Below are 12391 nucleotides of genomic sequence, written 5' to 3'. Positions count from 1 at the left end.
AATGAGCATCGATATTGAACAGTTCCATAGCGTATTTTTCGACGAGAGTGACGAGCACCTCGACGATATGGAACAGCTATTGATGAGTCTGGACGTCGAGTCCCCTGATCCTGAAGAACTCAATAGTATTTTTCGCGCTGCCCACTCTATTAAAGGTGGTAGCGGTATTTTCGGCTTTGACGCGTTGATGAATTTAACGCACGTGATGGAGAACTTGTTAGATAAAGCACGAAACAATGAGCTCAGTGTAACGGCTGACATTGTCAACGTGCTGTTAGAAACCCTCGACGTTTTAAAAGACACGCTAAATGCCTATCGAGACGAGACCTCCGTTCCACAAGAAAGTATTGATGAGCGCATCAAAATACTTAACGATGCTCTCAATGGGCAGAGTGCTGAATTTACGCCGAATGGAGCGTCCGAAGAGATAAGTTCAAATACACAAGCCGAAAGTATTGAGGATGACGGCTTTGGCTTCTTTGATGATGAGCCTTCTGAGGCGAGTTCGGCTACTGACAATGGTTTTGGCTTTTTCGATGAAGAGCCTGTTCACAATCAATCTAGCGAAACTACCGAATCGTCATCACAAGCTGACGAAGGTTTTGGATTCTTTGATGATGAAGAAACCCACAGTAATCTTGTTGAGCCTCAAACGAAAAAATCGGATGCCGCTAAAGCTGAAAGTGATGATGAAGAGGATAGCCAAGGCTTTGGCTTTTTCGAAGACGTACCTTCGGCTCGCCACATAAATACTGCAGCAAACACAACTACTGGCCCCAAAAGCCAAAGCGCCAAAACACTGCGGGATTCGGTAAATGATGATAAAGCATCATTAAGTGGTGTTGCGTCCTCGAAGGCACCGGCTAAAAACAAACCTAAGCCTTCTGCGAAAAAAAGCACAGCCCGTGAATCGGCTTCTATACGTGTAGATACCACTAAAATCGATGCAATGGTTAACTTAGTGGGCGAACTGGTTATCACCCAATCTATGCTGTCTATGATTGGGCAAGACGTTGAAGGGCAAATTGGTGAGCGGCTGCAGCTCGCTATTGATGAGCTGCAGCGAAACACCCGGGAAATTCAAGAATCAGTGATGTCTATGCGCATGCTCCCGCTAACTGCAACCTTTAATCGTTTCCCGCGCTTAGTAAGAGATTTGGCTGGTAAGTTAGGTAAGCAGGTAGAGCTGGTGCTACAGGGAGGCAGCACAGAAATTGATAAAAGTTTGATTGAAAAGATTGTCGACCCCCTTACCCATCTCGTGCGCAATAGTATTGACCACGGTATAGAAATGCCCGACAAACGCGTCGCTGCTGGCAAGCCAGAGAAAGGCACGGTTATTCTGAGTGCCGAGCAAAAAGGCGGCAGCATTATTATCAGCATTATTGATGATGGTGGTGGTCTTCACCGCGACAAAATTTTGGATAAGGCGCGAAGTAACGGGCTTGCCGTATCTGATGATATGCCTGACTCTGAAGTATGGCAGCTTATATTCCAACCTGGTTTTTCGACAGCCGAAGCTATTACCGATGTGTCGGGAAGAGGTGTAGGTATGGATGTTGTGCGCCGCAATATCGAGTCTATTGGTGGACGTATCGATATTGAATCGAGCGCTGGTGAAGGCTCAGCTTTCTTCATTCATTTGCCGCTTACGCTGGCCATAGTCGATGGCATGTGTGTGTCGGTGGGTAAGCAAATCTTCGTGATCCCACTTTTAAACATTATTGAATCCTTCCAGCCGACTAAGCAGCAACTAAAGACCTTGGGCAACGACACCGTTCTCTATATACGAGATCAATACTGGCCTTTAGTCCCTCTTTACGACTTTATGGAAGTAGAAGAGGCTGCGCTTTCTCCCACAGAAGGCATTGTGGTGTTGCTTGAAAGCAGTAAAAAACGCTTTGGTGTTTTGGTAGATGCGCTCGTCGGTCAGCAGCAGGTGGTGATTAAAAGCTTAGAAGAGCATTACCGTAAGGTGGCTGGAATAGCGGGAGCAACCATTATGGGCGACGGAAAAGTCGCACTTATTATCGATGCAGACTCCATTGCTACAACGTATACCTCCAGTCAAATAGAGGAGTTACTTTCATGAGTGAAACTGCCTTGCATCAAGCGGTTAACGGCGGACAAGACAAAGAGTACCTGAGTTTTGTGCTTGGCGATGAGCATTACGCCTTGGACATCACCACAGTAAAAGAAATTAGAGGTTACGAACAAGTCACTAAGATTGCGAATGCGCCAGCCTTCATAAAAGGCGTGATTAATTTGCGTGGTGACATCGTTCCTATCGTGGACTTGCGCATTAAGTTTAACGTAGGCGAGGCCACATATAACGACTTCACAATAGTGATAATGCTGAATATTCAAGAGCGCATCGTTGGCATCGTGGTAGATGGTGTATCCGATGTTATTCGCTTGTCTGAAGAGCAAGTACTTCCGCCACCAGAGTTTGGCGTAGCTTTTGACAGCAGGTATCTACACGGCTTAGCTGATGTAGATGAAAACATGGTCATTCTGGTGAACATAGAAAGCTTAGTAACCAGCGAGGAGCTGGGTTTAGTCGCACCTGAAAGCGTAAAAGACGACGCGTAGTTACAAGGTCCTTCACTAAACGGAAACACCTGACATTGGGAACTATTAGTTATGGGCGTATTTAATTTTCTTAACGGCGAAGAGTTAAAAATAGCGAAGCACGACGCGCTATTGAAGTCGAATATTCTAAAGGCCAGTGCCTCAAACTTGTTGGTTATCGACAAGTCGGGGGCTATTTACTATTGCACACCGGCATTCCTGCGTATGGCAAAAGCCTACCCCAAAGACTTTTCTGTCAACGAGGGCGAATCTACACTAGTTGGCAAGCACATAGATGAAATCGCTATTGGTTCTAATTCGTCAGACAATCCGTCTTATTTGCTCACACATGCTAGAGGGGATGACAAGCTGCATGTTGTCCTTGCTGAACATAGTTTTTGTGTAAGTTCAGCTGCAACTACAATGGACGAGAACGGTACTCAGCTTTTCGTCACTCAGTGGCAGGACAACACGGAAAACAAGCGCAATAAAGGTATGGTCGATGCCATTATGCGAAGCCAGGCGGTGATATCGTTTACGACAGATGGAGAAATCTTGTCGGCCAATGATAACTTTTTATCCGCCATGGGCTATAGCGAAAGCGAGGTGGTGGGAAAGCACCATCGTATTTTTGTTGACAGTGATTACGCACAAAGCGACGAGTATAAATTGTTTTGGCAGAAGCTAAAAAACGGTGACGTTCACAGCGGTGAGTTTTGCAGAATAAACAAGCAAGGCGAAGAGGTGTGGATCCAAGCAACCTACAATCCCGTGTTTGATGAAAAGGGTGAGATAGATTACATCATCAAGTTTGCCTCTGATATTACGGCGCAAAAACAAAAGAATGCGGATTACGAAGGTCAAATCACTGCCATTAATAAATCACAGGCCGTTATTGAGTTTGATCTTGAGGGGAACATTTTAAATGCCAATGAAAATTTCCTCACCGCAATGGGCTATAGCTTGTCTGAAATTAAAGGGCAGCATCACAGTATGTTTGTCGACCCAAGCTACAAGCTAAGTGCAGACTATGCCGCTTTTTGGCAAAGCTTAAAAGCCGGGGAGCACAGCGAGGGAGAATATAAACGCATTGCAAAAGGCGGCAAAGAAATATGGATACGCGCATCTTATAACCCCATTTTTGATAGTACCGGTAAGCCATTTAAAGTGGTTAAGTTTGCTACCGATGTAACTCAAGACAAATTAAAAAATGCGTATTTTGAGGGGCAAATTAACGCTATCGATAAATCGCAGGCGGTAATCGAATTTGATGTGGATGGCAACATCATTACCGCAAACGATAACTTTCTTAACACTATGGGTTATCGCCTAGACGAAATTAAAGGTAAACATCATCAATTATTTGTGGATGAAGAAACCCGGCAGTCAGAGTCATACCAACGTTTTTGGTCTGAACTTAAAGCAGGCAAGTTCTTTTCAGGAGAATTCAAGCGCATAAGCAAGTCAGGTAAGAGCGTATGGATCCAAGCCTCCTATAACCCAATAGCAGACATGAATGGCAAACCGTTTAGGGTAGTAAAATACGCTACCAACATTACCGAAGATAAGTTGAAAAATGCCTACTTTGAGGGGCAATTAAACGCCATTAGCAAGTCTCAGGCTGTCATTGAATTTGACCTTGAAGGCGTAATCTTAGACGCGAACAGCAATTTCTTAGCCGCGATGGGGTATACCCTTGACGAAGTAAAAGGCAAGCATCACAGTATTTTTGTCGACCCCGCGTATAAAAACAGCCCTGAATACGCAGCATTTTGGGAACAGTTACGCCAAGGCGTTTATGCCAGCGGTGAATACGAGCGTTTCGATAAATCGGGAAAACCGGTTTATATTCAAGCCTCTTACAATCCTATCTTAGACCAAAACGGCAAGCCATTTAGAGTTGTGAAATACGCCACAGATGTGACGGGTAGAACCTTAGCAGTAGAAAATATTAAATCTATTATGGCGAGTTTATCAGATGGCGACTTACTGAAAACAATAGAAGAGCCATTAGATGGAGACTTCAAAGTGCTGGGCGAATCCATCAATCACTTTATTGATGAGCTTCGCGACACCATAGTGAAAATTCACACTGCTGTTGAAACCATTGATACTGCCTCAAACGAAATAGCCACGGGTAACGCCGACCTGTCTAGTCGTACCGAGCAGCAGGCTTCTAGCTTAGAAGAAACTGCCTCAGCAATGGAAGAGTTAACGGGAACAGTGAAGTTAAACGCAGAGAACGCTGATCAAGCCAAAGGTTTAGCCAGCCAAGCGTCGGATGTGGCGTCTGAGGGCGGCAAGGTCATTGAACAGGTGGTGCATACCATGGGTGAAATTAACGATTCTGCCCAGCGCATATCAGACATCATCGGTGTTATCGACGGCATTGCTTTCCAAACCAACATACTTGCGCTAAATGCCGCTGTAGAAGCTGCAAGGGCAGGAGAGCAAGGCCGTGGGTTTGCCGTTGTAGCCTCTGAAGTAAGAACGTTGGCACAGCGTTCAGCCGAAGCGGCAAAAGATATTAAGGCGTTAATATCGGCATCTGTGGATAAGATTGGCGATGGAAATGTATTGGTGAACAAATCTGGTGAAACCATGGCCAATATTGTCACTGCCATAAAGCGTGTTAACGACATTATGTCTGAAATTGCTGCGGCATCATCTGAGCAAGCCACCGGAATACAGGAAGTGAGTAATGCGGTAGTTCAAATGGACGAAATGACCCAGCAAAATGCTGCATTAGTAGAGCAGGCAGCGGCGGCTGCTGACAGTATGCGACAGCAGTCGGGTGAGCTTGCTCAGAGGGTATCGGTTTTCAAAGTAGGAAATAATCGAAAGGCCAAACAGGCCTCTGAGGTACGCTCTTTAAACGGCAGTCATGCAGTACCCAAAGAGCGCGAAGTGCCAAAGCAGCGAATTAAAGCGCTGAATCCAGCCGCGCCTGATGCGTCGGATTGGGAGGCATTTTAGTGTATGTCGGCCATACAAAGCACGGATGCGCAACGGGAGTTTTCATATAGCCGAAGAGATTTCGAGCGGGTAAAGGGTCTGCTTTTTAAACAAGCTGGTATTAACCTAGCCGACTCTAAAGACGCGATGGTTTATAGCCGCCTTGCGAGGCGGCTGCGCGCGCTCGAAATAAATAGCTTCAAAGAATACTTAGCTTATGTTGGAAGCAATGATGATGAAATGGAGCACTTCATCAATGCGCTTACCACCAATCTCACCGCGTTTTTCAGAGAGCCGCACCACTTTGAGGCGCTAGCAGGTTTCCTTCGAAAGCGGCCGCAAACTAAACGTATTTGGTGCGCAGCCAGCAGCACAGGGGAAGAGCCCTACAGCATAGCGATGACGGTTGCGTCTGTGTATGGCACCTTTACGCCAAACATTCAAATACTCGCCACAGATATCGACAGTAAAGTATTGCAGAAAGCTCGCCAAGGCATTTATGCCCAAAACAGTATCAGCCAGCTTTCCCACGATTATAAAACCCAATTTTTTTACAAAGGAAGAGGGCCCCAAACCGGAAGGGTAAGGGTAGTAGACGAACTACGAAAAATGGTGCAATTTGAACCGCTCAATTTAATGTCGCCAAGCTGGTGTGTAGATGCGCCGATAGACGTAATTTTTTGTCGTAACGTAATGATTTATTTTGACCGGCCTACTCAGCGCAAAATTTTAGCGCGTATGGTCAAGTTAATGTGTCGTGAGGGCATGTATGTAGCAGGGCACTCGGAAAACTTCACCATGTATCCTGAACTGGTGGAATCCATGGGGAAAACTATATATAGGCCAGTCGTTTAAAAGGAATGTGTAGTGTGAGTCAGGATGAAAACCCCATACGTTATTTTGATAATCGTCTTCAGAAAGAAGCTATCAAACTTCTACCAGGGCAATACTATGCAACTGCCTCAGACAAAGCTTTAGTAACCATTTTGGGTTCGTGTGTTGCGGCGTGCATTTTTGATCAAGAAAAGAAAATTGGCGGCATGAATCACTTTATGCTGCCCGACCTCAATCTTACTACTAACCTCGACACCTGCTTAGCCACAAAATACGGTGTTCATGCTATGAATATGCTAATAGATCAACTTGTGCAATTGGGCGCGCGACGTAGCAAGCTGGTGGCTAAAGCATTTGGCGGTGGAAAGGTGCTACCAGGGTTTGTACAGCAAGATATTGGACGAATAAATGCAGAGTTTGTTCTAGAGTATTTAGATAATGCCAATATTCCTCTTATAAGTAGTGACTTAATGTCTAACTATGCACGCAAAATTTATTATTTTCCGGCCGACGGAAGCGTTTATATGAAGCGAATTCGTGAGTTCAATAATGCTACGCTCTACGAAAGAGAGTCTGCACATCGTGTATTACTTTCTGAGCAGGCGAAAGCGGGTGTTATTTCATTTTCGGAACAGCCACATGCCTATAAAAGTCCTCGTCGTTGACGACTCTGCCTTAATACGACAAATTTTGTCAGAAATCGTTGCAAAAGCGCCAGGATTATCATTGGTAGGCGCTGCGCCCGATGCCTACGTAGCCAAGCGAATGGTACAAGAGTTTAGGCCCGATGTTATTACCCTAGACATCGAAATGCCAAAAGTAGACGGGCTTCGTTTTTTAGAAGTGATGATGAAGGCGATGCCAACCCCAGTGGTAATGATTTCTACGCTCACTGAACGAGGTGCCGATGCAACGTTGCGCGCCCTAGAATTGGGGGCAGTCGACTTTATGGCAAAGCCAAAGCTAGCTGTAGCTCAAGGCATGACCGAATATGCTGCAGTTATCGTTGAAAAGATTAAAGCCGCCGCCCATTCTACGCTTGGTAACCCAACCCAAACACGCTGTACTAAGCATGCTTCCATGCGTTACACCGGCACGGAAAAGCTGATTGGTATAGGTGCGTCAACGGGTGGCACCGAAGCAATAAAGGATGTCATTATGCACTTCCCTCATAATGCTCCTGCAACTGTGATCTCCCTACATATGCCTCCGGGCTATACCACCACCTATGCCAAACGGCTTGATAGTCTTTGTGAAATAACGGTAAGAGAGGCTCAGGGTGGTGAACGTCTATTGCCAGGCTTTGCTTATTTAGCGCCAGGCAATAAACATTTGAAGGTAGAGCGAAGTGGTGCAGATTACCGCTTGAGCCTTGATGATGGCCCTAAAGTGTCGGGGCACAAGCCCTCGGTTGATGTCATGTTTGATTCACTCGCTGAGCATGCTGGTGCAAACGCAGTGGGTGTATTACTTACCGGAATGGGGCGTGATGGGGCAAAAGGATTAAAAAATATGCACACTAAAGGCGCTGTCACTTTCTGCCAAGATGAAAAAACCTGTGTTGTATACGGCATGCCTAAAAACGCTGTAGAAATGAAAGCCGCAAGTTTCATAAAGCCCCTAGAAGAAATTTCAGACGCTATACTTGATACCCTCGAAGCAATGGGGGCGGGTAGTCGGCTTTAAAGTGTTTTTACACCTGCGCTTCTACTAACGCTCTAATAATTTCTCTGCCAACTTCTCTACCCAAGTCTCATATTTTCTTGATCTGGTGGAATGTCGCAAATGTCACCAAAGTAATAAATTAACAAAAGTATTCAAAAGTATAATGGTCGAATATAAGAATTAGATCATAATTTGATCGTGTTTTGTACAGCCGTTAACGCGGCGGTAACAATTGAGGTGGGGTTGTGGTCGCTATAGCAGCAAATTATTTGGATAACTTTTTCTCTAGTAAGAGCAATGCCTTTATAGTGGCGTTTTTGATGATGTTAGGAAGCTGGAGCTTATCCCTTACGTCAGTATCGCATTTGGGCCTTGCTTTAAGCTCTGCCTGTGTAGTTTTTTTGTTGTTCGTACTACTGAAAGTTACAAACGCAAGTCAGGCTTCATCAGATTACAGAGTGAGCCATTCAGCTGCTCAAGAACCATCTTTATCTGAGGCCTCGCTAGCGACTGATTCAATCAGTACTGCCGTGTCTGAGGCAAGTGACATATTATCCGTTACTTCAACGAATATTGGCGACATCTTTTCAACGCAAAGCGATGCAGTGGCTACGCTTAGCGAATCCTTTATCTCTCTTCAAACGCTGTTAGGTCAGCAAGAGAGCAGCATAAACAATTTACTAAAAGACGATGACAATAGCGACTGTGCCTATGCCGACAAGATGCGTTCATTCGCGTCAGAAACCGACGCAACGCTCACGCAATTTATCGCTTCAACTACCCAAATGACCGATTCAACAAGGGCGCTAGAAACCCAAGTTCAAACTATTCAGCAAGCCATGCCCACCGTGATTGAAGCGTTAAGCGGCATTGATGATATTTCTTCACAAACCAACCTACTCGCGTTGAACGCGGCCATCGAAGCTGCTCGTGCAGGTGAGGCTGGTCGTGGATTTGCCGTCGTTGCTGATGAGGTCCGTGCGCTATCCACCCGTTCAACCCAGTTCAGCGATGTGATTAAGACCCAAATAGAAAATATCAAATCGCTCATTGATAAACTGACACAAACGGCTGAAGTAGTCGCTTCTCAAGATATCTCTCATGTGGTCAATGCGAAAGACGCCATCAGCGCTCAGCTTAAAGGCATTATCAAAAAAGCAGAAGCCGATATAGAGGGGGCCAGTGAGCTTGAGGCCATTAGACAACAGCTTGCCGATTCCACAGCCGCCGCCATTCGCGGTCTTCAGTTCGGCGATATTAACGGCCAAAACCTTACATACACCCGAGAGATCATTGAGTTCGTTGTTGAGCAACTTTCAGAGCTGACCCCGGAAAGCGTAACTCGTGTTCGGGAAAATCTAGAAAACTATCAGCACTCTTTGACTGAAAAAGGGCAAGCGGATCACAACCCTGTGTCTGCTACTTCTATGGATGCAGGCGATGTGGAGCTGTTTTAGCGACAACAAAAATCTCTATAAAGCAAAGTAAGAGCAATTTTGACAATTCAAAAGGTGATTGAATTATGAGCAAAAGTATATTGATTGTTGACGATTCAGTGTCTATTCGTCAGATGGTTGAAATGACCCTCAAGTCAGCCAATTACAACGTAACTACGGCGCAGGATGGACAAGATGCGTTAGACAAGTGCCAGGGGGCTCGCTTCGACTTCGTACTGACTGATCAAAACATGCCTCGCATGGATGGGCTAACGCTTATTAAGTCGTTGAGAGGGTTAGCCAACTTCCGGTCAACGCCAATTGTGATGCTTACCACAGAGGCTGGCGATGACATGAAGGCTAAAGGTAAGGCGGCGGGAGCCACCGGGTGGATGGTAAAACCTTTCGATCCAAACAAGCTGCTAGATGTGATGAAGCGAGTGTTGGGCTAATCGAGCGTCGTTTTTAATAGGGTAAGTGGGAGTCAATCATGACCATTGATGTAAACCAGTTTCACGGTGTGTTTTTTGATGAGAGTGATGAACACCTCCAAGACATGGAGCAGTTGCTCATGACCTTGGACGTGGATGCTCCCGACCCCGAAGAGTTGAACAGTATCTTTAGGGCAGCACATTCCATAAAAGGTGGCAGCGGGATTTTCGGGTTTGATGCATTAATGAACCTTACCCATGTCATGGAAAACTTGCTCGACAAAGCGCGCAACCAAGAAATTCAAGTAACGGCAGAAATCGTTGATGTTTTCCTGCAAACCCTTGATGTACTAAAAGACACCATGTCTGCATATAAAGACCAGACAGAACTTCCTCAAGAACAAATTGACGCAAGTATAAAGGTACTCGAAGAGACGCTTGCGAGTGCTTCAGGTGAAGTCGTTAATGAGCCCAATGAGCAAACCGAAGATATTGAAGGTGCTTCGGACAACGAGATTGAAGGTTTTGGCTTTTTTGATGATGAAGAGACTGGAGCGCAAAGCACCACTTCTGAAACTTCGCAAAATCAAAAAGAAGATGAGGAAATTGAGGGATTCGGTTTCTTTGAAGATGATAAGGTAGCAGCGGATAAACAGTCTGAAGCCCACAAAAACGATGAGGGCTTTGGCTTCTTCGAACCAGAAAGTCTTCCTGTTAAATCAGATGTAACACAAACGACGCCGACACAGGCCTCACCTAAACAACCTATCGTTAAGCCAGTCAAAACTAAGCCCAAAGCGGCGGCAAAAGAAGCCGCGTCAATTCGTGTAGACACCACAAAAATTGATGCCATGGTTAATTTAGTTGGCGAACTCGTTATTACTCAATCCATGCTTTCCAACGTAGGCCAGGAAGTTGAAGGGCAAGTGGGAGAGAGACTACAGCTTGCTATCGACGAGTTACAGCGCAATACCCGTGAAATTCAAGAATCGGTCATGTCCATGCGTATGCTGCCGGTGAATATGACGTTTAATCGTTTCCCCCGAGTAGTGCGCGACCTGTCGTCAAAGCTAGGCAAAAAAGTCGACTTGGTCATTCAAGGGGGCAACACTGAAATTGATAAGAGCCTTATCGAAAAACTGGTCGACCCGCTCACTCATTTAGTCAGAAACAGTATTGACCACGGTATCGAAAGCCCTGAAAAGCGCCTTGAAGCGGGTAAGTCTGAAAACGGTACGGTAATTTTAAGTGCAGAGCAGAAAGGCAGCAGCATCATCATCGGTATTATTGATGACGGTGCAGGCTTAAACAAAGCGCGCATTTTAGAGAAAGCCACGCAAAACGGACTGGCAGTTACGCCCGACATGCCAGACAGTGAAATTTGGCAGCTTATATTCCAAGCGGGTTTTTCTACCGCAGCTGAGGTTACCGATGTATCCGGCCGAGGCGTAGGTATGGATGTAGTTCGCAGAAACATAGAATCGATAGGCGGACGCATTGAAATAGAGTCGTCGCAAGGCGAGGGCTCAGCGTTTTACATCCACTTACCGCTCACACTGGCCATTGTAGACGGCATGTGCGTGTCGGTCGGCGACCAGATTTTTGTTATTCCGCTGCTCAATGTTATCGAATCCTTCCAGCCCACGGCTTCCCAAGTAAAGACACTTGGTAATGACAAGGTGCTGTGGATTAGAGACCAGTACTGGCCGCTGGTATCGCTTACTCAACTTATGCAGGTGGACGACGGCATTACTGAACCAACGAAAGGCATAGTCGTGCTTCTGGAAAGTAGCAAGAAACGCTATGGCGTGCTGGTGGACTCTTTAGTGGGTCAGCAGCAGGTCGTGATTAAAAGCTTAGAGCAACATTACAAAAAGGTCGCAGGGATTGCCGGTGCCACCATTATGGGGGATGGCAAGGTAGCCATGATTTTGGATGCCGACTCGGTAGCGGCAAATTGTACCACTATTCCGAATGAAGAGGTTTCACTATGAGCGAAGCAGCCCTGCAGCAAGCCGTAAGTGCGTCGAAAGAGAATGAATTCTTAAGTTTTGTATTAGGCGAAGAACACTACGCTTTAGACATCACGACGGTGAAAGAAATTCGCGGCTATGAGCAAGTCACCAAGATAGCTAACGCACCAAGCTTTATTAAAGGTGTAATTAATCTTCGTGGCGATATTGTGCCCATCGTGGATTTGCGCATTAAGTTCAACGTAGGCGAAGCCACCTATAACGACTTTACTATCGTCATCATGCTAAACGTTCACGAGCGAATTGTTGGCATTGTCGTCGACGGGGTGTCCGACGTAATCCGTCTTTCGGAAGAAGACATGCTTCCTCCTCCAGAGTTTGGTGTGGCGTTCGATAGCAAATACCTTCATGGGTTAGCGGATGTGGACGAGCACATGGTTATTTTAGTGAATATTGAGAGCCTAATTACAAGTAACGAATTGGGCTTAGTTGAAACAAAAACACAAGTGATTGAGGGCTGAAAACG

General features: G+C 45.8%; 10 protein-coding genes. All 10 read left to right on the top strand.

The features are described 5' to 3' along the window. Position 1: 1 nt before the first annotated feature. Entirely contained in the window at positions 2 to 2092 is a 2091-nt protein-coding gene (locus tag V7R55_RS06915; protein WP_334058536.1) for a chemotaxis protein CheW, read from the top strand. Then, positions 2089 to 2592 carry a chemotaxis protein CheW gene (locus V7R55_RS06910; protein ID WP_334058534.1) on the top strand — a complete coding sequence of 168 codons (504 nt, stop codon included), beginning with the start codon at positions 2089 to 2091 and terminating at the stop codon, positions 2590 to 2592. Before V7R55_RS06915 ends, V7R55_RS06910 begins: the two co-directional genes overlap by 4 nt. 402 nt (positions 2593 to 2994) lie before the next feature. Continuing rightward, on the top strand, positions 2995 to 5547 hold the full coding sequence (locus tag V7R55_RS06905) for a methyl-accepting chemotaxis protein (protein ID WP_438823582.1): 2553 nt from the start codon (positions 2995 to 2997) through the stop codon (positions 5545 to 5547). Between the two features lie 3 nt (positions 5548 to 5550). Further along, a complete protein-coding gene (locus V7R55_RS06900) occupies positions 5551 to 6381 on the top strand; it encodes a CheR family methyltransferase (protein WP_334058530.1) in 831 nt (276 codons plus the stop codon). 14 nt (positions 6382 to 6395) lie between these two features. Then, a complete protein-coding gene (cheD, locus tag V7R55_RS06895; protein WP_334058528.1) occupies positions 6396 to 7025 on the top strand; it encodes a chemoreceptor glutamine deamidase CheD in 630 nt (209 codons plus the stop codon). After that, the gene (locus V7R55_RS06890) at positions 7000 to 8046 is read left to right on the top strand and encodes a protein-glutamate methylesterase/protein-glutamine glutaminase (protein ID WP_334058526.1); all 1047 of its coding nucleotides are present in this window, start codon (positions 7000 to 7002) and stop codon (positions 8044 to 8046) included. Before cheD ends, V7R55_RS06890 begins: the two co-directional genes overlap by 26 nt. A gap of 224 nt (positions 8047 to 8270) precedes the next feature. Further along, positions 8271 to 9482 (top strand): methyl-accepting chemotaxis protein, encoded by a 1212-nt coding sequence (locus V7R55_RS06885; protein WP_334058525.1) that lies wholly within the window; start codon positions 8271 to 8273, stop codon positions 9480 to 9482. 65 nt (positions 9483 to 9547) lie between these two features. Continuing rightward, the gene (locus V7R55_RS06880) at positions 9548 to 9913 is read left to right on the top strand and encodes a response regulator (RefSeq protein ID WP_039217225.1); all 366 of its coding nucleotides are present in this window, start codon (positions 9548 to 9550) and stop codon (positions 9911 to 9913) included. Between the two features lie 38 nt (positions 9914 to 9951). Continuing rightward, complete coding sequence (locus V7R55_RS06875; RefSeq protein WP_334058523.1) at positions 9952 to 11886, top strand: chemotaxis protein CheA; 1935 nt, start codon at positions 9952 to 9954, stop codon at positions 11884 to 11886. Beyond that, positions 11883 to 12386 (top strand): chemotaxis protein CheW, encoded by a 504-nt coding sequence (locus V7R55_RS06870; RefSeq protein ID WP_334058521.1) that lies wholly within the window; start codon positions 11883 to 11885, stop codon positions 12384 to 12386. The genes V7R55_RS06875 and V7R55_RS06870 overlap by 4 nt, the downstream gene beginning before the upstream one ends. Positions 12387 to 12391 lie beyond the last annotated feature (5 nt).

Origin of the sequence: Alteromonas sp. S005 (assembly GCF_036864475.1) — a bacterium.
Taxonomy (GTDB): Bacteria; Pseudomonadota; Gammaproteobacteria; order Enterobacterales; family Alteromonadaceae; genus Alteromonas.
Note: the sequence above shows the minus strand (reverse complement) of the source record. Positions and strands in the feature narration are given on the sequence as shown.

Bases quoted from the DNA above. Each gene is read 5' to 3' on its own strand.
- V7R55_RS06915 (WP_334058536.1), top strand. From the start codon at position 2: ATGAGCATCGATATTGAACAGTTCCATAGCGTATTTTTCGACGAGAGT.
- V7R55_RS06910 (WP_334058534.1), top strand. From the start codon at position 2,089: ATGAGTGAAACTGCCTTGCATCAAGCGGTTAACGGCGGACAAGACAAA.
- V7R55_RS06905 (WP_438823582.1), top strand. From the start codon at position 2,995: ATGGACGAGAACGGTACTCAGCTTTTCGTCACTCAGTGGCAGGACAAC.
- V7R55_RS06900 (WP_334058530.1), top strand. From the start codon at position 5,551: ATGTCGGCCATACAAAGCACGGATGCGCAACGGGAGTTTTCATATAGC.
- V7R55_RS06890 (WP_334058526.1), top strand. From the start codon at position 7,000: ATGCCTATAAAAGTCCTCGTCGTTGACGACTCTGCCTTAATACGACAA.
- V7R55_RS06880 (WP_039217225.1), top strand. From the start codon at position 9,548: ATGAGCAAAAGTATATTGATTGTTGACGATTCAGTGTCTATTCGTCAG.
- V7R55_RS06875 (WP_334058523.1), top strand. From the start codon at position 9,952: ATGACCATTGATGTAAACCAGTTTCACGGTGTGTTTTTTGATGAGAGT.
- V7R55_RS06870 (WP_334058521.1), top strand. From the start codon at position 11,883: ATGAGCGAAGCAGCCCTGCAGCAAGCCGTAAGTGCGTCGAAAGAGAAT.